Origin of the sequence: Pseudocitrobacter faecalis (assembly GCF_965231525.1) — a bacterium.
GTDB lineage: Bacteria > Pseudomonadota > Gammaproteobacteria > Enterobacterales > Enterobacteriaceae > Pseudocitrobacter > Pseudocitrobacter faecalis.
In genome coordinates this window covers 3,412,276-3,433,232 of the sequence record NZ_CBDDNJ010000002.1, presented here as the reverse complement: position 1 = coordinate 3,433,232, position 20,957 = coordinate 3,412,276, and the positions used below count along the sequence as shown (strand labels likewise).

Below are 20,957 nucleotides of genomic sequence, written 5' to 3'. Positions count from 1 at the left end.
CGCTACGCTTATCCGGCATACGGGAAAGGTAGGCCGGATAAGCGTAGCGCATCCGGCAAGTATAAAGCACACGTTGTCAGCAATATGAGCCCACCTGATTAGGTGGGCTTTTTTATCAGAACTGGTAAGTCATCCCCAGCGCGACAATATCATCGTCATTGATACCGAGTTTATTATCGCTTTTCAGCTGATTGATGCGGTAATCAACAAACGCGGACATGTTCTTGTTGAAGTAATAGGTCGCGCCCACATCAATATAGTTTACCAGGTCTTCGCTACCGACGTTCTCAATATCCTTGCCTTTAGACAAAACGTAACCCAGTGAAGGGCGGAAACCGTTATCGAACTGATACTGCGCCACCACTTCCACGTTTTGCGTTTTATTAGCAAAACCACCGGAAATTGGCGTCATGTTACGGGTTTCAGAATAGAACGTCGCCAGATAGATATTATTGGCATCATATTTCAGGCCCGTAGCCCAGGCTTCGGCTTTTTTACCCTGACCACGCGGGGCAAGGGCCGCATTTTGCTGATCCGCCGTACGGTCAGAAGAGGTATATGCGCCGCTGATGGCGAAATCGCTGCCGCCAAAATCATAAGCCAGTGAGGTACCAAAACCGTCGCCGTTTTGTTTTTTCACGTCGCGGTTTTCGTTTTTCCCCTGATATTGCAGGGTTAAATCAAGGCCATCCACCACGCCGAAGAAATCGGTATTGCGATAGGTCGCCAGGCCGCTGGCGCGTTTGGTCATAAAGTTATCGGTTTGCGCGGAGGAATCACCGCCGAACTCCGGGAACATATCAGTCCAGGCTTCAACGTCATACAGCGCGCCCAGATTACGACCATAATCGAAAGAACCGAAATTCTTCAGTTTCAAACCGGCAAACGCCAGACGCGTTTTTTGTGTAGAATCGCTTTCCGTTTTATTACCGGAGAATTCAGACTCCCAGCGGCCGTATCCGGTTAAATCTTCATTGATCTGCGTTTCGCCTTTAATACCAAAACGGACATAAGTCTGGTCACCATCTTTGCTATCATAATCACTGATATAATGCATGGCTTTGACTTTGCCATACACATCCAGTTTATTGCCATTCTTGTTATATACTTCTGCCGCCTGTACTGCCGAAGCGGTGGTCAATGCGCTAATCATCATTAATGCCAGAGTGCTTTTTTTCATTTTCCTTTCCTGAGTTTTTAATAAGACAACATTTATAAAAATGGATGCAGATGAAAAAACAGGAAGGGTTGTAACGTTTCTCAATGAAAGATTTATGACAAGATGCGGTGAATGTCAGAATTATATTAAAAAAGTGCCGTTAATTAGATTTGTCATAAAAACGTCAAAACGTGCGGTTAAGGTTACTGATCGCGCGCAATAAAATCCCTCGCTTTCCGCGCTGCCTGTTGGCAAGCGGGCTGACTCCTGATAAAACGTGAACCTGGTTTCATTATTTCACTTTTAACGGCAGATAATCATGAGTGATAGTCAGACGCTGGTGGTCAAACTGGGCACCAGTGTTTTAACGGGCGGATCGCGCCGCCTGAATCGCGCGCACATCGTTGAGCTGGTTCGCCAGTGCGCCCAGCTTCACGCGGCTGGGCATCGAATTGTCATTGTAACGTCAGGAGCAATTGCCGCCGGGCGTGAGCATCTGGGTTACCCTGAACTGCCCGCGACTATCGCTTCGAAACAACTGCTGGCCGCCGTCGGCCAGAGCCGCCTCATCCAGCTGTGGGAACAACTGTTCTCTATTTACGGCATTCACGTCGGGCAGATGCTGCTGACCCGCGCGGACATGGAAGACAGAGAGCGTTTCCTCAATGCGCGCGATACCCTGCGCGCGCTGCTCGATAACAATATCGTGCCGGTGATTAACGAAAACGATGCGGTCGCCACCGCTGAAATTAAGGTCGGCGATAACGACAACCTTTCTGCGCTGGCGGCGATTCTGGCCGGTGCCGACAAATTGCTGCTGCTGACCGATCAACAGGGCCTCTTCACCGCCGACCCGCGCAGTAACCCGGATGCCAAACTGATTACCGATGTGCACGGCATCGATGATGCCCTACGCGCCGTTGCCGGCGACAGCGTCTCCGGCCTCGGTACAGGCGGGATGGGCACCAAATTGCAGGCCGCCGATGTCGCTTGCCGCGCGGGGATTGAGACCATCATCGCCGCAGGCAGCCGCCCTGGCGTGATTGGCGACGTGATGGCGGAAGTCTCCGTCGGTACGCGCTTTCACGCGCAGGACACGCCGCTGGAGAACCGTAAACGCTGGATCTTCGGCGCACCGCCAGCAGGTGAAATCACCGTTGATGAAGGCGCAACCTCCGCTATTCTCGAACGCGGAAGTTCATTACTGCCAAAAGGCATTAAAAACGTGACTGGCAACTTCTCCCGTGGGGAAGTGATCCGTATTCGCAGCCTTGAAGGGCGGGATATCGCGCATGGCGTGAGCCGTTATAACAGCGATGCGCTGCGCCTTATTGCCGGACACCACTCACAGCAAATCGATGCTATTCTCGGCTATGAGTACGGCCCGGTTGCCGTCCATCGTGACGATATGATCACCCGCTAAGGAGTTCACTATGCTCGAACAAATGGGCATTGCTGCCAAACAGGCTTCTTATAAGCTGGCGCAGCTATCGAGCCGTGAAAAGAATCAGGCTCTGGAAAAAATTGCTGATTATCTGGAAACATTTAGCGCAGAGATCCTCGACGCTAACCAGCAGGATCTGGCTGATGCGCGTGCTAACGGCCTGAGCGACGCGATGCTCGACAGGCTGGCGCTCACGCCGGCGCGTCTCTCCGCTATCGCCAGCGATGTGCGTCAGGTTTGCACGCTCGCCGATCCGGTAGGGCAGGTGATTGACGGCGGAGTGCTCGACAGCGGCCTGCGCATCGAACGTCGCCGCGTCCCGCTCGGCGTGATTGGCGTAATTTATGAAGCGCGCCCGAACGTCACCGTTGACGTCGCCAGCCTGTGCCTGAAAACCGGCAACGCAGCGATTCTGCGCGGCGGTAAAGAGACGCATCGCACCAACGCCGCCACGGTAAAAGTGATTCAAAAAGCGTTGCAGGAGTGCGGCTTACCGGCGGGTGCCGTTCAGGCGATCGACAACCCGGACCGCGCGCTGGTCAGTGAAATGCTGCGCATGGATAAATACATCGACATGCTGATCCCACGCGGCGGTGCAGGGTTGCATAAGCTGTGCCGCGAACAGTCGACGATCCCGGTGATCACCGGCGGGATTGGTGTGTGCCATATTTATGTGGATGACACGGCTGAAATTGAACCGGCGCTGAAAATTATCGTCAACGCCAAAACCCAGCGCCCGAGCACCTGTAACACGGTGGAAACGCTGCTGGTGAATCAGAATATCGCGGAACGTTTTCTGCCTGCGCTGAGCAAGCGTATGGCGCAGAGCGGCGTGACGCTGCACGCGGAAGATAACGCCATGGCGTTGTTAAAAGCGGGCCCGGCGCAGGTTGTGGCGGTGAAAGCGGAAGAGTTCGATAACGAATTTCTGTCGCTGGATCTTAACGTGAAGGTTGTGGCTAATTTGGACGATGCTATCGCGCACATCCGTGAGCACGGCACTCAGCACTCCGACGCCATTCTCACGCGCACCCTGAGCAATGCCAACCGCTTTGTGAATGAAGTCGATTCTTCGGCAGTCTACGTGAACGCCTCCACGCGCTTCACCGACGGCGGCCAGTTCGGCCTGGGCGCAGAAGTGGCCGTCAGCACGCAAAAACTGCACGCCCGCGGCCCGATGGGACTTGAAGCGCTGACCACCTATAAGTGGATTGGCTTCGGTGACGATACCATTCGTGCCTAATTAACACCGGGTGATGCAAAAGTAGCCATTTGATTCTCAAGGCCATTGACGCATCGCCCGGTTAGTTTTAACCTTGTCCACCGTGATTCGCACTCGTGAACACGTCCTTTTCCGGGCCGATATAGCTCAGTTGGTAGAGCAGCGCATTCGTAATGCGAAGGTCGTAGGTTCGACTCCTATTATCGGCACCATTAAAATCAAATTCTTACGTAAGATCTTATCATTCTCCCACCAAAAAATTATTTTCATGTAACAGCTGGTGTAAGTAAATTCTATCAACGAAGATCAATCTTATCTACTGACCAAAAAGGCCTGATAGGGCTTCGCTCACTATACATCCGTGGCTGCAGGTTTAGTTGTCCATGTCTACACCACTCCTAAATTTAATGTGTTGGCAATGTGTTCAATAAAGCTCGAACAAATTAGCTCATTATGATCGGTTAATACTTCAACTTCTGGTTGCATGATTGTTTGTCCGTAAAAAGATAACGCGCCCGCCGGGTAGTAGCAGGCGCATTACGCAATAGGTAAACAAGGGAGGAAGTTCAGAAATGTAAATCGGGAAGGTTGTACGCAATGTTCATCGTACTACGTTGTTACGGCTTTGCCGCAACAAGCCAGTTGCCTGCCGCGCTCGCAGAATGTCTACAGCCCGGAGATAAGGAGATTGTTCCTGCCAGCTAAATCCCTTCCTGTCTATACGAACCAGCTCGTATTTTTCTACCAGAAAATTCACGGCATCGGCTAGGGTGATACCGGCATCGATGTGTTCCTTAATCACAGCCTCATTGCAGAATGGCGTGTCGTTTATTGTCAGACCATAGTGCTGTTCCAGCAGACGTGTCAGTAACATTTGCCAGACAGCCACGGGTGACAGGCAGGGCTTCACCGCCCGCTGAGTTGTTGCAGGTAAAGTTTTCATGTTTGCTCTCGTGAAGGTAATTAACGCTGAGTGGGGTAAATGGCGATGTATACGTAGCCGCAACTGCCAAGGGTGTCGGCTTCGCAGGTTAAATCGTTGTGGTACAGGGTAACGCAGTGGGCATGGTGGGTGCTGAGTTCACCAGTGGTCAGCATCGATTCCATCTGGCGGATAAAGTGCGGGAATGTTTCATCCAGCTTCCGGTATTCGATGTCACTGAACTTGCCGGTCATGCTGGCCCGGTCAGCCAGATAATGCAGTCGGTTGCCTTCCTGCACCAGACGGGCTCCCAGACGTGGCGTGATATCACGCTGCAGACCCCATGTGATTTTGCTCATTGATAACCTCTTTATTGTCAGTTCAGGGTGATGCTCATCAGGCAGGCATAAGGCCCCTCGCGGTCCTGGCGGCGTTCGGCGTATACCGCCAGGACTCCTGTGATATCCGGAACGTCCCTGCCGGTGTAATGGCAGACGCTACCGTGCCACTGGTATTTGCCGGTGCAGAAACGAAAGATTCGGGACTCAGGATGCTGGCGGTATATCGTCATTGCCGGGCGTTTACTGATAATTTTCATGTAATACCTCACAGCAGACCGTGTTCTGCGAACGAATAGATTTGCCTGCCGCCGACAATCAGATGGTCAGGGACACGGATATCCACCAGTTGAAGTACCTGAACCAGTCGCTGCGTGAGGGCTTTGTCAGCCTGGCTGGGCGTCGTCTCGCCGGAAGGATGGTTATGCGCCAGTATTACCGCTGCCGCGTTGAAGTACAGAGCGCGCTTGACCACCTCGCGGGGATGTACCTCGGTACTGCTAATAGAACCGGCAAACAGGGTTTCGTGGGCAATCAACTGGTTCTGCTGGTTCAGATACAGCACCCGGAACTCTTCCCGTTCAAGCGCGGCCATATGCAGCCGCAACCACTCCCGGACGGCATGAGTGGAGGTGAAGGCTACCCCAGGCTCATGCAGGTGCCGCTCCAGAGCCCTGAGCGCCCGCTGAATGAGACGCCGGTCCTGTGGCGTTATCTCGCCGGGTAAAAAGGAAAGCTGTTTCATTCGTTGCTCCTCCGGTCAGTCAATGATACGCAAAATGGCGTGGGCTTCAGAATGCTGCAGGGCATAGTCCCGCAGGCGGTAATAGTGCGCGGTCATTGCGTCACACTCTGTACGGCAGGCGTGATGGCTGTATTCAATCAGGCAGACAGCAATGCCTGCGGCTTCAGCACTCATGTCCGCGCCATTGCCGTTCATACCGTTGAACAGATGCCATTTATCGTCAACGTCAGCATCAGGGGCCATAAACGCGCCGCCATTGCTGAGCGTGTAAAAGGACCAGATACCACTGTTGTACTCGTCACAGAAGCGGTCCATCCAGGCGAAAATGCGGGGTTCCAGCGTTATCCATTGTGGGATAGAGCCAAAGTACTGCGGCCAGAAGCAGATACGCTGTTCGTCGGGTATCTGCGTTACGGTCAGTTCAAATTCGGATTCGTTAGCAGCAGATGCGAGGTTGTTTTTTGTCGCTGTTGTCATGGGTATGTCTCCGTCAATAAAAAAACGCCAGCGGCGACGGCTGGCGTATGCGGTAATAATGAGTGTTCGGGAAGATTAAATGTTGCTGGTAAATCATGCGGAGCCAGCAGATGGATACGTCCGTACAGATGCCTGGCTTGCGGGTATAGCGGTTAAGACCTTCACCGGCATCCGGTTCAAAGTTCCATGCCTGCCCTAGTCGTCTTCAATGTTAACGCCGGTGATACTGGCAGGAACTAATGGCCCTGCTGCGCAATCAGCCGATACCCACTACGGTAGGTCATAAAGCGATTAGTGAAACGACTTCAAACCTTCAGAATTATTCATTACTCCCCCCCTGAAAAATAATAAAAAAGCGGCAGAATCGTGAGATTCTGCCGTTAGTTGTGTATGTTCAGAGGAATGATATATATCTGAATATTTTTATAATGCTGATAGGCCGTTTTGTGCCAAAAGCAGAAGCTGGTAATTCGTGTCTAATATACTTCACTTAACGTATATCCCAGCTCTGGTACAGAATATGCAAATTAAATACCCAAGAAGTGGCAGGCTGATTAACAAAGAACTCCTTCGATTATAGGATGATTTGTATCGGCACTCATCACACCATGTGCTCGATTCACGCCGCATAGTCAGTTGAATTTTGCTACTCTGTAAGAGGTGGTAAGCATTATCCAATACGGATTTAAATCAATGGAATAAATGATTATGAGTGAAAATGAAACAATCCCAAAGAAGTCTCACAGCCAGATTAACAAAGCTGTATTCTTTACATCTGCTTTGTTAATTTTTCTTCTTGTCGCTTTTGCCGCTGCATTCCCGGATGTTGCTGACAAAAATTTCAAACTACTTCAGCAACAAATCTTCACGAATGCAAGCTGGTTCTACATCCTTGCTGTGGCCCTGATTTTATTGAGTGTCACGTTTCTGGGACTCTCACGCTACGGTGATATCAAGCTGGGTCCGGACCATGCGCAACCTGATTTCAGCTATCACTCCTGGTTTGCGATGCTTTTTTCGGCAGGGATGGGGATCGGCCTGATGTTCTTTGGCGTTGCTGAACCGGTGATGCATTATCTCTCACCTCCCGTTGGCGCCCCAGAGACTGTTGCGGCAGCGAAGGAAGCAATGCGGCTGACCTTCTTCCACTGGGGTCTGCATGCCTGGGCAATATATGCCATTGTAGCGCTGATTCTGGCCTTTTTCAGTTACCGCCACGGTCTACCTTTAACGCTGCGTTCTGCACTCTATCCCATTATTGGCGATCGCATATACGGACCTATAGGCCATGCGGTTGATATTTTTGCCGTTATAGGTACGGTCTTTGGCGTTGCAACATCGCTGGGTTACGGTGTTTTGCAGGTGAATGCCGGTTTGAACCACCTATTCGGGGTGCCCATTAATGAAACGGTGCAGGTCATTCTGATCGTGGCCATCACGGGGTTAGCGACGATTTCTGTGGTGACCGGCCTAGACAAGGGAATACGTATCCTGTCTGAGCTCAATTTGGGCCTCGCGTTGTTGCTCCTGGCGCTGGTCCTGTGTCTGGGGCCAACTGTGCTTCTGCTGAAGTCATTTGTGGAAAATACCGGCGGTTATCTTTCGGAACTGGTGAGTAAAACGTTCAATCTTTACGCATATGAACCTAAGTCGAGCAACTGGCTGGGGGGCTGGACATTACTGTACTGGGGATGGTGGCTTTCATGGTCGCCATTTGTGGGGATGTTTATCGCACGGGTCTCACGCGGCCGAACCATTCGCGAATTTGTCACCGGTGTGCTGTTTGTTCCGGCCGGCTTTACGCTCATGTGGATGACGGTGTTTGGTAACAGCGCAATCTATCTCATTATGAACCAGGGGGCGACCGATCTCGCCAATACCGTCCAACAGGATGTCTCGCTGGCCTTGTTCAATTTCCTGGAGCATTTCCCGTTCTCCTCCGTGCTGTCATTTATTGCAATGGCTATGGTCATCGTCTTCTTTGTCACATCTGCTGACTCGGGGGCAATGGTTGTAGATACTCTGGCATCAGGTGGGGTGGCAAACACACCCGTCTGGCAGCGAATCTTCTGGGCATCGCTCATGGGAGTTGTTGCAATTGCGCTTCTCCTTGCGGGAGGGCTGAGCGCGCTGCAAACGGTGACAATAGCAAGTGCATTACCCTTCTCCGTGATCTTGCTGATATCCATATACGGGCTGTTAAAAGCCCTGCGTCGAGATTTGACTAAGCGTGAAAGCCTGAGCATGGCGACTATTGCTCCTACGGCTGCACGTAACCCAATTCCCTGGCAGAGAAGGTTACGCAATATCGCGTATCTGCCGAAACGATCTCTTGTGAAACGTTTTATGGACGACATTATCCAGCCTGCCATGACGCTGGTTCAGGAAGAACTGAACAAGCAGGGGACGATAAGCCACATTAGTGACGCAGCCGACGATCGTATTCGTCTTGAAGTGGATTTGGGCAACGAGCTGAATTTTATATATGAAGTGAGGCTTCGCGGGTATAGCTCACCCACCTTCGCGCTCGCCGCAATGGATAATGATGAGCAGCAGACTGACCAACATCGATATTATCGCGCTGAGGTTTATCTCAAAGAAGGCGGTCAAAATTATGATGTGATGGGCTGGAATCAGGAACAGTTGATTAATGACATACTGGACCAGTACGAAAAACACCTGCACTTCCTGCACCTGGTTCGTTGATAGCAAAATGCCGTCCTAGGGGGCGGCAATTATTTATCCCGACCGCAATACGAGGGAATGCAGAATGATTTCACGCTGGCAATGGATTCTGAAGCAAACATTTAAGAAACTCTGGTTCAGAGCTACGTTATTCGCAATTGTCGCGATAATAACGGCTCTTTTATCTATTCTTTTTAAATCAATGATTCCTGAGTCGGTTTCAGTGAAGGTTGGTGCGGAAGCAGTTGATAACATTCTGAACATACTGGCATCGAGTATGCTGGCAGTGACCACATTTTCGCTGAGTATCATGGTCACAGCCTACGGTTCAGCCACTACTAATGTTACTCCCAGAGCAACGCGTTTAGTTGTGGAAGACGTAACCACACAAAATGTACTGGCCACCTTCATTGGTTCCTTTCTCTTCAGTCTGGTAGGAATTATTGCCCTCAATATGGGAGCCTACGGAGAAAGGGGAAGAGTCATTTTATTCATTGTCACACTCGTTGTCATTGCCCTCATCCTCATCACATTGCTTCGTTGGATACAGCATTTGACCTCTCTGGGGAGGGTCGGTGAGACAACAGCAAAAGTAGAACAGGCGGCCATCGAAACATTTATTGCGAGAGCCAGAAATCCCTGTCTCGGCGGATATCCATGGCTTGAGAGCTATGAACAGCCGAAAGGAACGGTTGCAGTTTATCCGAAGAAGATTGGCTATGTTGAATATATTGATATGGAGAAACTCAGCAAGCTGCTGGCCAATGATCCTCGTCATGTATACCTTGTGGCGCAACCAGGCAGTTTCATTCATCCGTCCATGCCAGCTTTGTACCTGAGTCAGGGCCAGGAGTCATCAATCTGCGCCGATTTACTTGAGACGATCATTGTCTCGGATGTGCGTTCATTTGCTCAGGATCCCCGATTTTGTCTTAGCGTCATGGCCGAAATAGCCTGCAGAGCCCTTTCACCCGCAGTGAACGATCCTGGAACCGCAATCGATGTCATTGGCAGAGGTGTTCGTATACTTTCTGCTTACGCGCAGAATAAGTCTCATGAAATTGAAGTGACCTATCCTTCAGTACACGTTGCGCCACTTCAGAACAACGATCTCCTGGAAGACTTTTTCTCACCTGTCGCACGCGATGGTGCCAGTATGAGAGAGATTCAGATAAGAGTGCTCAAAGGGCTATCTATGCTGAGTACGGGTTGGCCTGAGATGTTTGCTGATGCCGCGCACACTCTGGCAATTGAAACATTAGAGCATGCAAATCGCGCTGACCATATAGACTCCGATAGAGAATTCATAAAATCAATTTATTTTGATTTGTTTTTTGATGAAAACGCTAATAAGCAATCATAGTTGTGGAGCAAGCGATTTGGTTGCTAGCGAGACAAGAACAAAGCGTCTGCATGAGAATGGGCGTCTGCTTTGTATTAGAAGAGAACATACTGAGTCTTCATCACTTTTGCAGCAGGCTTTATCTCTACGTAAGACATCGCCTACAATCAAATATTTCGGTTTAATACCAGGAGAACACTAAATGTAGAAATTATGTCTACTCAGTTCGGAACAGACTACTGTTTTTTTATTCCGTAGCTGAGACCATCATATTTCCTCCAGCAAAGGAGATAAAAATGGAAAAATTATTTACCCAGTTTCAGACCGGTGATACTGACCTGGTAAACCGCGTCGTTATGGCCCCCATGACCCGCTCACGGGCAATGACTAGTGATACCGCTGATGAACTGACCGCAAAATATTATCAGCTGCGTGAATCCGTATGGGGCAAACCGGAGGTCGTCCGTGACGGGCTCAGGGATCTGGTTCGCCGCACGGGCGCAGATGAAATTATGGTGAACTCATGGCAAGGCACTCGTCTTTGCCGCTCTTCAGAAATAATGCTGAGTATTCTACCGGAAAGGCAAAAGGATCATTTACCAAAGATAATGACGAGAAAGTCATTGACGAAGCGGGGAAGGGGTTAAGTCATCAATCCATATCAAAATATCAGACGCCTGTTTACGCTATGCGGGCGTCCGCTTTTCGCTCACAGCGGACCTTCAATCCAGTAAGTATGTCGGCTTCGTGCTATGAGTCCAGCGATTATTGCAAGAATCGAAATACGCTAACCAACTGGGATCGGGGTACGTCGGCAATCGAAGCTGCAGGCAGGTAGCTCCTGCAGTGACCTGCTCCCCGTTGATTAGTACACCCCGATGTTAGTAATGTCTTCATAAGCCACATGAGGACATCCCCATGAAGAAGCGTTTTTCCGATGAACAGATCATCAGTATTCTCCGCGAAGCCGAAGCTGGGGTACCCGCCCGTGAACTCTGCCGCAAGCATGCCATTTCCGATGCCACGTTTTACATCTGGCGTAAGAAGTATGGCGGTATGGAGGTGCCTGAAGTTAAGCGCCTGAAGTCGCTTGAGGAAGAGAACGCCAGACTCAAGAAGCTGCTTGCCGAAGCCATGCTGGATAAAGAGGCGCTTCAGGTGGCTCTTGGGCGAAAGTACTGACGACAGACCAGAAGCGGGAAGCCGTGATGTTGATGTGTGATGCGACCGGTCTGTCGCAACGTCGTGCCTGCAGGCTTACAGGTTTATCCCTGTCGACCTGCCGCTATGAGGCTCACCGTCCGGCTGCTGATGCGCATTTATCAGGGCGCATCACTGAGCTGGCACTGGAGCGCAGGCGTTTTGGCTACCGTCGTATTTGGCAGTTGCTGCGCCGTGAAGGGCTTCATGTTAATCATAAGCGCGTGTACCGGCTTTATCACCTCAGTGGCCTGGGCGTAAAACGCAGAAGACGTCGTAAAGGGCTGGCAACAGAACGTCTGCCGCTGCTCCGTCCGGCGGCGCCCAATCTGACCTGGTCGATGGATTTCGTCATGGACGCACTTTCCACCGGTCGCAGGATCAAGTGTCTTACCTGCGTCGATGATTTCACAAAGGAATGCCTGACGGTCACTGTTGCCTTTGGGATTTCAGGCGTTCAGGTCACGCGTATTCTGGACAGCATTGCACTGTTTCGAGGCTATCCGGCGACGATAAGAACTGACCAGGGGCCGGAGTTCACTTGCCGTGCACTGGATCAATGGGCCTTTGAGCATGGTGTTGAGTTGCGCTTAATCCAGCCGGGCAAGCCAACGCAGAACGGATTTATTGAGAGCTTTAACGGACGATTTCGCGATGAATGTTTGAATGAGCACTGGTTCAGCGATATCGTTCATGCCAGGAAAATTATTAATGACTGGCGGCAGGATTATAACGAATGCCGCCCGCACTCCACGCTGAATTATCAGACACCGTCTGAATTTGCAGCGGGCTGGAGAAAGGGTCATTCTGAGAATGAAGATTCCGACGTTACTAACTGAGTGTTGTATCTAATCGTGGGGGCAGGTCACTGGAGATGAAATGGTCTCCAGAGCAAATATCAGGATGGTTAAGGCGAACAAAACCACGTCAAAAAACGCTGCGAATATCACCTGAGACAATTTATAAAACGCTGTACTTTCGTAGCCGTGAAGCGCTACACCACCTGAATATACAGCATCTGCGACGGTCGCATAGCCTTCGCCATGGCAGGCGTCATACCCGCAAAGGCGAAAGAGGTACGATTAACATAGTGAACGGAACACCAATTCACGAACGTTCCCGAAATATCGATAACAGACGCTCTCTGGGGCATTGGGAGGGCGATTTAGTCTCAGGTACAAAAAACTCTCATATAGCCACACTTGTAGACCGAAAATCACGTTATACGATCATCCTTAGACTCAGGGGCAAAGATTCTGTCTCAGTAAATCAGGCTCTTACCGACAAATTCCTGAGTTTACCGTCAGAACTCAGAAAATCACTGACATGGGACAGAGGAATGGAACTGGCCAGACATCTAGAATTTACTGTCAGCACCGGCGTTAAAGTTTACTTCTGCGATCCTCAGAGTCCTTGGCAGCGGGGAACAAATGAGAACACAAATGGGCTAATTCGGCAGTACTTTCCTAAAAAGACATGTCTTGCCCAATATACTCAACATGAACTAGATCTGGTTGCTGCTCAGCTAAACAACAGACCGAGAAAGACACTGAAGTTCAAAACACCGAAAGAGATAATTGAAAGGGGTGTTGCATTGACAGATTGAATCTACAACCGCGCTCTTGATGTCAGACTCCCTGAACAGTTCTCGATAATCGGGAAACTCAGAGCGCATTATCCTGTGGTCACACTCTGCCATGTGTTCGGGGTTCATCGCAGCAGCTACAGATACTGGAAAAACCGTCCTGAAAAACCAGACGGCAGACGGGCTGTATTACGCAGTCAGGTACTTGAGCTACATGGCATCAGCCACGGTTCGGCCGGAGCAAGAAGCATCGCCACAATGGCAACCCGGAGAGGCTACCAGATGGGACGCTGGCTTGCTGGCAGGCTCATGAAAGAGCTGGGGCTGGTCAGCTGTCAGCAGCCGACTCACCGGTATAAACGTGGTGGTCATGAACATGTTGCTATCCCTAACTACCTTGAAAGGCAGTTCGCCGTGACCGAGCCAAATCAGGTGTGGTGCGGTGATGTGACCTATATCTGGACAGGCAAGCGTTGGGCTTACCTTGCTGTTGTTCTCGATCTGTTCGCAAGGAAACCTGAGGGTTGGGCAATGTCATTCTCACCGGACAGCAAGCTGACATCAAAGCGCTGGAAATTGCGTGGGAAGCTTGCGGTAAACCCGCCGGAGTGATGTTCCACAGTGACAGTAATAATGCCGGTGTCAGTCTTTACCACCACTCAGTTTGCCGTTTAACCCGATTGGTGTGATTACTGATGCAGTGAAGACCTTTCCGCATCACATCACTACAAATATTGATTTTTGATTGTTGGATTCGCACCAGATTTCACCTCTGTAGGGTATTCAAAAATGCTCAGTTATTACTGATGCCTAAACTGCAGCGTTGCGGGCAGGTAGCGTTGTAGCGTTTCGGGCGTATCGCCCTCGATCAATTGGCTTATCAGATCATAGCAGTGCCAGGCCAACTGGCGGTTATCCTGCTGTACGGTATCGATACGCAGCGACAGCGAATCATAAAGATAGTGATCGTCAAAGCTCGTCAGATGGATATCTGAGTCGAGTAAATGGTGCTGGCTCATATAGCGCAGTACCCCTTCGAGCAGTCCACAGGCGGCAGTGAACAGCGCCTTAGGCGGCCGCCCAAGTCGCGCGCAGAGTGCGGCGAACATCTCATAGCCTGAGCTCGGGTGGTAGTTACCGTTAATCACCCATTCCGGGCGCAGTGCAATACCCGCCTGAGCCAAACCCTGCGTGAAGCCGGTCAGACGATCGCGTGAAGGCGACAGACGCGACTGACCGCCTAAAAACCAGAACTCATCGCTATGCTTAGGTGCAATGCGGGAAATCAGTTCCGCCGTTGGGGTAATCGAATCAGTCATCACCAGCGGCAGCAGGCTTTCATTAGGACAACGGTCAAACAGCACTACTGGCAGTTGTTGGCTGAGCTTAAGATAGTCGGCATCGTTGTGCATACATGAAGCGACGATCAGACCGTCAACCTGGCGGGAAATCATGTTATTGACCACCACGCTCTCCTGACCGGGGTTTTCATCAGTACAAGAGATCAATAGCTGGACGCCTGCTTCGCGGCACAGCATTTCCAGCTCATGTGAAAAGACCGCAAAGCCGTGGTTGGTGATCTCCGGCACCACCAGTCCGATGGTGTGGCTGCGGTTGTCGCGCAGCGAGCGGGCGTGAATGCTTGGCTGATAGTGCTGCTCACGGGCAATCGCCAGTACTCGCTCACGCGTTTCCTGCGCCACACGCAGCTCCTTACCACGACCGTTCAGTACTAGGCTGGCGGTCGCTTTTGAGACGCCAGCCTGTTCGGCGATATCTTTAATGGTTACGCGTTTAGTTTTCATTACGACGCCATGAGCTTGAGGCAAAACGCTTATTCTACCATGCAAGTTCGCAGCGGCCAGTAGCAGAATGCGTCCGGTGTGATGCCAGAGAACATTAGCTGCCCTGAACAGGCCGGGAAGTAGCGGCAGCTCATCACTCCTTCGCCGCCGTTGATGAAAATCTCCACGCTAGACTGGTCGATGAAAATATGCAGCGAGCGGACGTCTCCGCGCCAGTAACGATAATGCTTCTCGTCGCTGGCCAGACTGGGTCGGGCCAGGCGGATCCCGCTGGCATCGCGTTCAAGGATTAATGCGCCGTCAAAATCGAGGCTCAAAATATCGTCCCCAGTGGTTTGTAGAACGATTTCCATCGGTGCCAGCGGCAGGGAGTTCCCTGCCCAGCCGTGCGCTTCGCCGCGCAGGGCGCTCAGCTCTCGTAGAGGACGTTGGTATAGCTGACCATCGATAAACTCCAGCTCACGCAGGCAGGTCATCTGATGGATCCAGCCGTTGGTGAGGGTCGGTTGAAGCATCTCTTCGCCCTCCGGCACGCCCATCCAGCCGACCAGCAGACGGCGGCCATCACTGGTAAGCATGGTTTGCGGGGCGTAGAACTCAAACCCTGCGTCCAATTCGTGCAGTTCGCCATGCTCGAAGGCCGCGCGGTGGTAGTCGAAATCGCCGCTCATCCACACTGCCGGGTAGGTGTTGAGATAGCGCTCTTTCTCACGAGGCACGCCCTGCGGGCAGCAAATCAGGACATGCTGGTCGCCGAGGGCAAACAGGTCCGGGCATTCCCACATATAGCCCGCGTCGTCCAGGCCATTGATGCCATAACCGGCGATTTCGCCCTGACTCGTCCACTCATGAAGGTCCGCTGAGCTGAATAACAACACCTTGCCACGCTTTTGCAAATCCTGTGCGCCCAGCACCATGTACCAGCGACCTTCGTGCTGCCAGACTTTCGGGTCACGCACGTGGCCGGTATAGCCCTCCGGCAGCGGTAATACCGGGCCGAGTTTGGTAAACGTGCCGTCGGCATTTTCCGTCGCCAGGCACTGCCACGCGGTTCGGCTGCCGTCGTCAAATTTTACGTTGCCGGTATAGCACAGGGTGAGCGTGCCCTGACTATCCACGGCGCTTCCGGAGTAGCAGCCGTTGCGGTCATACTCTTCATCCGGCATGAGCGCGATCGGCTCATGTTGCCAGTGCAGCAGGTCGGCAGAGCTCCAGTGCCCCCAGCACTTGAACTTATGATCGCAGGCGAGCGGGTTCCACTGATAAAACAGGTGATAACGTCCGGCAAATTCAATAAAGCCGTTGGGATCGTTCATCAGCCCGGTCACCGGCGCATGGTGCCAGCGGGGATAGTGGCTGTCGGCCAGCGCGCGCGGCTGGCCCTGCATAACAGCCTGCAAAATCGCAGGCAGGCGTGATGGATGTGACATTATTCAGCGTCCGTTTTGTATTTCAGTACCAGGGAGACGACAAAGGCGACGCCAAAGGCGATAACCATCCCGATAATGTAGTTCAGCAGCGAGCTGGCCTGCACGATAGCCATGCCAGGGATAGCCGTCAGGCCCACGGCGGTCATGTAAACATGCATGGATACCACCCACGCGCCGCCCACCGCGCCGCCAATCAGGGCTGCGATAAACGGTTTTACAAAGCGTAAGTTAATACCAAAAATCGCCGCTTCGGTGATGCCGAGCATGGCAGAAAACGCCGAGGGCAGGGTAATGGCTTTGATTTTGGCATCTTTCGTTTTGAACCACACCGCCAGACAAGCACCGCCCTGAGCGACGTTGGCCATCGCCCAAATCGGCAGCAGGAAGTTGACGCCGATGGATGGGTTGCCCAGCAGTCCCGCTTCGATGGCGTGGAAGCTGTGGTGAATACCGGTAATGACGATAACCGAATAGAGACCGCCAAACAGCAGTCCGGCCAGCCAACCGGCGTGGGTAATCAGGGTGCTAAGGACAAACGAAATACCGTCGCCAAGCGCGCGACCAGCCGGGCCGATAATCAGCAGGGCGATAAAACCGGAAATGATCACCGTCAGGAACGGCGTCAGGATCAGATCCAGTGCATCGGGGATCACGCGACGCAGCTGTTTCTCAACGATGCTCATAAACCACACCGCCAGCAGCACCGGGAACACCGTGCCCTGATAGCCGATCATGGCAATCTCAAGGCCGAAGAAGTTCATGGTGTGGAAACCGGCGGCCACACCCCAGGCGTTGGTGAGCGCCGGGTGAGTCAGGATGCCGCCAAGCGTCGCGCCAAGATAAGGATTACCACCGAACTCGCGGGCGGCGGTGAAGCCAATCAGGATCGGCAGAATAATAAACGCCGCTGAGCTGCACATATCCAGCATGATGTAGATGGCGTTACCCGGGTCGACCCAGCCGTACGTTTTAACCATCCCCAGAAGGCCCATCAACAGGCCGGAGGCGACGATAGCCGGGATGATCGGCACAAAGATGTTCGACAACAGGCGGGCAATGCGCTGGAAAGGATTCAGTTTTTTCGCCGCAATGTCGGCAGCTTCCGATTTGCTGGATTCGCCAATCCCTGCCGCCTGAATAAAGGCGGCGTAGACTTTGTTCACCACCCCGGTGCCGAAGATAATCTGCATCTGTCCGGCGTTACGGAAACAGCCCTTCACCCCATCAATTTTGCCGATGGCCTGCTGATCGGCCAGTGAGTCATCGACCAGCACCAGGCGCAGGCGTGTGGCACAGTGCGCGGCGCTGGCGATATTTTCCTTGCCTCCCAGAAGCGGAAGTAGCGAGCGGGAAATCTGTTCAAAATCCATAGTACCCTCTGAATGCGTATTGATTTTCGAGTTGTCGTCCCGTGGTAGCCGGAGCGCATTCTCTTCGTTGTTATTGTGTCCGGGGCGACGAAACGTATTTTGTCGCCCCGGCGGTTACTGTCGCCAGGTGTTAACCATCAAAACCAGGTTTCCATCTGCATCCCGAACGACCATTCGCCGCCCGATTTAAAACCATTGCTGCCCAGCGCGTCATCGCTGGCGTAATTATTGAGTTTTTTGCTCCAGTCCATCCACGAGGTGTAAAGACGGATTTCAGGACGGCTGAAGAAATCGCCGATGTCGCCAACCTTAAAGGTCGGGGCGAAGGTGAGCTTGTAGAAGCTGCCGTTTACCGCATGGCGATCGTTATAACCTTCAGGTTTGAGATCCATATACTGGTAACTGCCTTCATAAGCGAGGGCGAAGTTTTGATTGATCTCCTGGATCAGACGCATGTTGAGGGTTGCCCACTGGTAGCTGTCGCCATCGACATAACGGTCTTTACTGGTTTGTGCCAGTATCGCCGGGGCGATAAACCAGTTCTTGCTCAGTGGCGTGGTGCCGTAGCTGGCGAAGCGCCAGGTGTTAGCCCCCGAGCGTAACGCGCCGTCAGAGCCGACACCTTTAACTTCGGCACCCAGTCCGTGACCGTAGAGCAGGGCGGTTTTGCTGGCACCTTCACGCAGGCCGTAAAAACTGTCGTTGTGCAACCCGAGCAGCGCATGTACACCGGTATTTGCCGCATCGCCTTTGACCGGATTACCGTTGGTATCCTGGCGTTCGTCGTTGTCTTTTGCCCGCATCCCGCTGACCATCATCTGCACCGGCCCGATGAAATTGTTCATGCTGACGATGTAGTTCTGCACACTGTTGCTGGTATCAGCAATATCGCCGAAGTTACGCCCGTAAAGAGAGAAGTTGCTGCGAACGCTGTCGTTCCACCTGACATCGTAAATACCGCCGCCGGTACCGGCGAGGAACACGACATCCGAGTCGATCCAGTGAATGTCAAAGTTATCCCGGTCAAAGCGTTTCCCGGCCCACAGGGTGGAGCCTTTAAACGGCCCGTCGAAGGTGGGCAAGTTGCCCAGTTCAACAAAGGCCTGACGCACGTTCAAATCACTGGTGCTCGCCGTCCAGTCGTTATAAGTGGTTTGACCGTCGGCGACCATGACTTTGAAGCGGGTCGTTGCCCCGTTATCCAGGGTCTGCTTATGTTCAAGATTCATTTCAACATAGGTATCGGCCTGGTTTCCCAGGCGGCCAATAGCCCCACCGGTTTCCCCTGCTGGCGTCATGTAGGCTCCGGATTTGGTGCTGGCGCCGGAGTCATTCATTATCACGCCGGAGCGGGCGTAGCCGTGGAACTCAAACCCGCTTTTCTCATCGGCTTTTTTCTCCAGTTTGGCGGTACGCTGAGCCACTTCCTGAGTGCTGTCCTGGGTTTTTTGTTGCTGTGTCGTGAGCTGCTGTACTTTCTTCTCTGCCGACTCTGCGCGGGTTTCTGCCGTTTGCGCTCTGTTTTCGGCATCCTGTAAGCGTTTTTCCAGCGCAATTAAACGGGCTTCGATACTGCTGAGATCCGTTTGTGCATGGGCTGAGGCGGCGCCGGTTAGCAAAGCGATAAGAACCGCGAGTGTGCTTTTTCTGAACATATTGATTGCATCCCAAAAGGAAAATAAAAAATTGTGTGTTTTTGCTAAACCGGTTTAGTTGCAATGTTAAGCACGACATTTAACATTTTGAAATTGATTTTGCTAAACCGGTTTAATAAGTGTGATGGATGCAACAAAGTGGACCGCGTACGACGGTATTTAGGATCAAATCTGGCGGTGTAGATCGCGCTGGTATGGCAGGGCAGTCATCGCGCCTTTCGCCAGGGTTGCCAGGGCACCGCAGGTTTGCGCCAGAGCGAGCGTTGGCTCCAGGGCATTGATATCCGCCGGCATCCCGTTGGCAGCAAGGCTGGCAAGCAGTCCGGCGACAAACGCATCGCCCGCACCGGTGGTATCCACGCTGACAACCGGTTTAGCGCTGAAATGGATAAACTGCTGCTGGAATGCGGCGATGACGCCCGCTTTACCCTGAGTCACCAGCAGTAATTCAGGCTGATAACGCTCAGTGATGCTGGCGATCCCCTGCGCGATATCATTACTCCCGCTGATGAGTATCAGCTCTTCTTCGGACAGTTTCACCACGTTCGCCAGACGCAGGGCGCGGTCGAGACAGGCGTGCAACAGGTTCTGATCTTGCCAGAGATCCAGGCGGATATTAGGGTCAAAGCTCACCCGGCCACCGGCACGTTTGATGTTCTCCATAGCCGCGAAGGTAGCACTGCGGCTGGGCTCGGCGCTGAGCGCGATGGAGCAGATGTGCAACCACTGTCCGGCGGCAAACTGTGGCAGGTCTTCTTCAGCCAGGAACAGGTCAGCGCTAGGGCGTACCATAAAGGTAAAGGTGCGTTCACCTTGGTCATCAAGGTCGACCACCACAGTGGACGTGCGGTGATGATCGTCAAGATACATATGGCTGACGTCGACCTGCTCCTGTTGCAGGGTATGACGCATGTAGCGGCCAAACGGGTCACCGCCGACGCGGCCGATAAATCCGCTGTTGCCGCCAAGGCGGGCAACCCCTACCGCCACGTTAGCCGGCGCGCCTCCAGGGCACTGTAGCAAGCGCCCTTCACTCTCCGGTAGCAGGTCCACCACTGCGTCGCCCAGAACCCAAACTTTTGCTTTCATGCTAAAACCCTCCAAGGCTAAACTTAATTAAACCGGTTTAGCATATTAAATCACAGTGAATGAGTGGGGGAAAGTTCCAGCCGGAAAAGCACTGCTCAGGGCATAAAAACGTGAGCCGCCTTACGAAATAGAATTGATTCGACAGCTGTGAAGACTTACGTCCTGGACACAAATGGATCCTGGATAAATTACCATGCAACTTGATGAAATTATCATGTTTTATCTTATTTACAGATAAATCAAAGGGCTTTTAACACCACACTTCTTGGCATAATGGTTAAGTGTAGTAATGCTCGCTCTGGATGGGTTTGCTTCTATGCTGCGCAGGTATTTGTAAGAAATACCCATTCTACTGGCGAGTTGTTGTCGCATCAGGCCAGCGAAACTGCGCAATTTCATCAGCGTTTCTGGAGGGTTTCCTTTAAAACTTCATCGACAAAACCGCTTTTTACCGTAGATACAGTAAGTGCCTCTTCTCTGCCATTATCC

17 protein-coding genes, 1 tRNA gene and 4 pseudogenes are annotated in these 20,957 nt (G+C 52.2%); 9 read left to right on the top strand and 13 right to left on the bottom strand.

What is annotated here, in order from left to right; genetic code table 11:
* Positions 1-115: 115 nt before the first annotated feature.
* Positions 116-1,180, bottom strand: a complete 1,065-nt coding sequence (phoE, locus tag ACOXYR_RS16825; RefSeq protein ID WP_108474711.1) for a phosphoporin PhoE — start codon at positions 1,178-1,180, stop codon at positions 116-118.
* Between the two features lie 298 nt (positions 1,181-1,478).
* Here phoE and proB point away from each other — a divergent pair, with 298 nt between their 5' ends.
* From proB to ACOXYR_RS16810, 3 genes are all read left to right on the top strand, one after another.
* Positions 1,479-2,582: a glutamate 5-kinase gene (gene proB / locus ACOXYR_RS16820; protein ID WP_108474712.1), complete on the top strand. Its 1,104-nt coding sequence runs from the start codon at positions 1,479-1,481 to the stop codon at positions 2,580-2,582.
* Between the two features lie 10 nt (positions 2,583-2,592).
* A complete protein-coding gene (gene proA / locus ACOXYR_RS16815; protein WP_421356583.1) occupies positions 2,593-3,846 on the top strand; it encodes a glutamate-5-semialdehyde dehydrogenase in 1,254 nt (417 codons plus the stop codon).
* A gap of 115 nt (positions 3,847-3,961) precedes the next feature.
* Positions 3,962-4,037, top strand: a tRNA-Thr gene (locus tag ACOXYR_RS16810).
* 389 nt (positions 4,038-4,426) lie between these two features.
* On the opposite strand, the gene ykfI is transcribed toward ACOXYR_RS16810, so the two are convergent.
* The 6 genes and pseudogenes from ykfI to ACOXYR_RS16780 all read right to left on the bottom strand — a co-directional run.
* Positions 4,427-4,768, bottom strand: a complete 342-nt coding sequence (gene ykfI / locus ACOXYR_RS16805; RefSeq protein WP_003031349.1) for a type IV toxin-antitoxin system toxin YkfI — start codon at positions 4,766-4,768, stop codon at positions 4,427-4,429.
* 20 nt (positions 4,769-4,788) lie between these two features.
* On the bottom strand, positions 4,789-5,106 hold the full coding sequence (locus ACOXYR_RS16800; RefSeq protein WP_003031347.1) for a type IV toxin-antitoxin system YeeU family antitoxin: 318 nt from the start codon (positions 5,104-5,106) through the stop codon (positions 4,789-4,791).
* A 17-nt stretch (positions 5,107-5,123) separates the two neighbouring features.
* Positions 5,124-5,345 (bottom strand): DUF987 domain-containing protein, encoded by a 222-nt coding sequence (locus tag ACOXYR_RS16795; protein WP_421356582.1) that lies wholly within the window; start codon positions 5,343-5,345, stop codon positions 5,124-5,126.
* Between the two features lie 8 nt (positions 5,346-5,353).
* Entirely contained in the window at positions 5,354-5,830 is a 477-nt protein-coding gene (locus tag ACOXYR_RS16790) for a JAB domain-containing protein (RefSeq protein WP_003031345.1), read from the bottom strand.
* Positions 5,831-5,845: 15 nt separating this feature from the next.
* Complete coding sequence (locus tag ACOXYR_RS16785) at positions 5,846-6,307, bottom strand: antirestriction protein (RefSeq protein ID WP_003031344.1); 462 nt, start codon at positions 6,305-6,307, stop codon at positions 5,846-5,848.
* A gap of 112 nt (positions 6,308-6,419) precedes the next feature.
* A pseudogene (locus ACOXYR_RS16780) lies at positions 6,420-6,512 on the bottom strand (DUF905 family protein); the annotation flags it as partial.
* A gap of 503 nt (positions 6,513-7,015) precedes the next feature.
* Between ACOXYR_RS16780 and ACOXYR_RS16775 the strand changes: the two are divergent.
* From ACOXYR_RS16775 to ACOXYR_RS16750, 6 genes and pseudogenes are all read left to right on the top strand, one after another.
* The gene (locus ACOXYR_RS16775) at positions 7,016-9,013 is read left to right on the top strand and encodes a BCCT family transporter (RefSeq protein ID WP_016245729.1); all 1,998 of its coding nucleotides are present in this window, start codon (positions 7,016-7,018) and stop codon (positions 9,011-9,013) included.
* A 64-nt stretch (positions 9,014-9,077) separates the two neighbouring features.
* Complete coding sequence (locus ACOXYR_RS16770; RefSeq protein ID WP_003036928.1) at positions 9,078-10,355, top strand: DUF2254 domain-containing protein; 1,278 nt, start codon at positions 9,078-9,080, stop codon at positions 10,353-10,355.
* Between the two features lie 275 nt (positions 10,356-10,630).
* A pseudogene (locus ACOXYR_RS16765) lies at positions 10,631-10,774 on the top strand (oxidoreductase); the annotation flags it as partial.
* Positions 10,775-11,252: 478 nt separating this feature from the next.
* Positions 11,253-12,373, top strand: a protein-coding gene (locus tag ACOXYR_RS16760) for an IS3-like element ISSen4 family transposase (protein WP_096147877.1) whose coding sequence is annotated in 2 segments (ribosomal slippage) — positions 11,253-11,511 and positions 11,511-12,373 — 1,122 coding nt in all. Because the reading frame shifts where the segments join, the coding sequence is not laid out codon by codon here.
* A gap of 29 nt (positions 12,374-12,402) precedes the next feature.
* Positions 12,403-13,140: pseudogene (locus ACOXYR_RS16755) on the top strand (IS30-like element IS30 family transposase); the annotation flags it as partial.
* Positions 13,141-13,149: 9 nt separating this feature from the next.
* Positions 13,150-13,754, top strand: a pseudogene (locus tag ACOXYR_RS16750) (IS3 family transposase); the annotation flags it as partial.
* 165 nt (positions 13,755-13,919) lie between these two features.
* On the opposite strand, the gene ACOXYR_RS16745 reads toward ACOXYR_RS16750, so the two are convergent.
* From ACOXYR_RS16745 to ACOXYR_RS16720, 6 genes are all read right to left on the bottom strand, one after another.
* Positions 13,920-14,924, bottom strand: coding sequence for a LacI family DNA-binding transcriptional regulator (locus ACOXYR_RS16745; RefSeq protein ID WP_003029591.1), 1,005 nt, complete (start codon positions 14,922-14,924; stop codon positions 13,920-13,922).
* Between the two features lie 29 nt (positions 14,925-14,953).
* Complete coding sequence (locus ACOXYR_RS16740; protein WP_003029589.1) at positions 14,954-16,354, bottom strand: sucrose-6-phosphate hydrolase; 1,401 nt, start codon at positions 16,352-16,354, stop codon at positions 14,954-14,956.
* Positions 16,354-17,724, bottom strand: coding sequence for a sucrose-specific PTS transporter subunit IIBC (locus ACOXYR_RS16735; protein WP_000345204.1), 1,371 nt, complete (start codon positions 17,722-17,724; stop codon positions 16,354-16,356). The genes ACOXYR_RS16740 and ACOXYR_RS16735 overlap by 1 nt, the downstream gene beginning before the upstream one ends.
* Before the next feature lie 137 nt (positions 17,725-17,861).
* Positions 17,862-19,379: a carbohydrate porin gene (locus ACOXYR_RS16730; RefSeq protein WP_421356142.1), complete on the bottom strand. Its 1,518-nt coding sequence runs from the start codon at positions 19,377-19,379 to the stop codon at positions 17,862-17,864.
* Between the two features lie 165 nt (positions 19,380-19,544).
* Positions 19,545-20,468 (bottom strand): aminoimidazole riboside kinase, encoded by a 924-nt coding sequence (locus tag ACOXYR_RS16725; protein WP_003029584.1) that lies wholly within the window; start codon positions 20,466-20,468, stop codon positions 19,545-19,547.
* Between the two features lie 228 nt (positions 20,469-20,696).
* A complete protein-coding gene (locus ACOXYR_RS16720) occupies positions 20,697-20,840 on the bottom strand; it encodes a helix-turn-helix domain-containing protein (RefSeq protein WP_223870241.1) in 144 nt (47 codons plus the stop codon).
* Positions 20,841-20,957: the final 117 nt, after the last annotated feature.

Bases quoted from the DNA above. Each gene is read 5' to 3' on its own strand.
- phoE (WP_108474711.1), bottom strand. From the start codon at position 1,180: ATGAAAAAAAGCACTCTGGCATTAATGATGATTAGCGCATTGACCACC.
- proB (WP_108474712.1), top strand. From the start codon at position 1,479: ATGAGTGATAGTCAGACGCTGGTGGTCAAACTGGGCACCAGTGTTTTA.
- proA (WP_421356583.1), top strand. From the start codon at position 2,593: ATGCTCGAACAAATGGGCATTGCTGCCAAACAGGCTTCTTATAAGCTG.
- ykfI (WP_003031349.1), bottom strand. From the start codon at position 4,768: ATGAAAACTTTACCTGCAACAACTCAGCGGGCGGTGAAGCCCTGCCTG.
- ACOXYR_RS16800 (WP_003031347.1), bottom strand. From the start codon at position 5,106: ATGAGCAAAATCACATGGGGTCTGCAGCGTGATATCACGCCACGTCTG.
- ACOXYR_RS16795 (WP_421356582.1), bottom strand. From the start codon at position 5,345: ATGAAAATTATCAGTAAACGCCCGGCAATGACGATATACCGCCAGCAT.
- ACOXYR_RS16790 (WP_003031345.1), bottom strand. From the start codon at position 5,830: ATGAAACAGCTTTCCTTTTTACCCGGCGAGATAACGCCACAGGACCGG.
- ACOXYR_RS16785 (WP_003031344.1), bottom strand. From the start codon at position 6,307: ATGACAACAGCGACAAAAAACAACCTCGCATCTGCTGCTAACGAATCC.
- ACOXYR_RS16775 (WP_016245729.1), top strand. From the start codon at position 7,016: ATGAGTGAAAATGAAACAATCCCAAAGAAGTCTCACAGCCAGATTAAC.
- ACOXYR_RS16770 (WP_003036928.1), top strand. From the start codon at position 9,078: ATGATTTCACGCTGGCAATGGATTCTGAAGCAAACATTTAAGAAACTC.
- ACOXYR_RS16745 (WP_003029591.1), bottom strand. From the start codon at position 14,924: ATGAAAACTAAACGCGTAACCATTAAAGATATCGCCGAACAGGCTGGC.
- ACOXYR_RS16740 (WP_003029589.1), bottom strand. From the start codon at position 16,354: ATGTCACATCCATCACGCCTGCCTGCGATTTTGCAGGCTGTTATGCAG.
- ACOXYR_RS16735 (WP_000345204.1), bottom strand. From the start codon at position 17,724: ATGGATTTTGAACAGATTTCCCGCTCGCTACTTCCGCTTCTGGGAGGC.
- ACOXYR_RS16730 (WP_421356142.1), bottom strand. From the start codon at position 19,379: ATGTTCAGAAAAAGCACACTCGCGGTTCTTATCGCTTTGCTAACCGGC.
- ACOXYR_RS16725 (WP_003029584.1), bottom strand. From the start codon at position 20,468: ATGAAAGCAAAAGTTTGGGTTCTGGGCGACGCAGTGGTGGACCTGCTA.
- ACOXYR_RS16720 (WP_223870241.1), bottom strand. From the start codon at position 20,840: ATGCGACAACAACTCGCCAGTAGAATGGGTATTTCTTACAAATACCTG.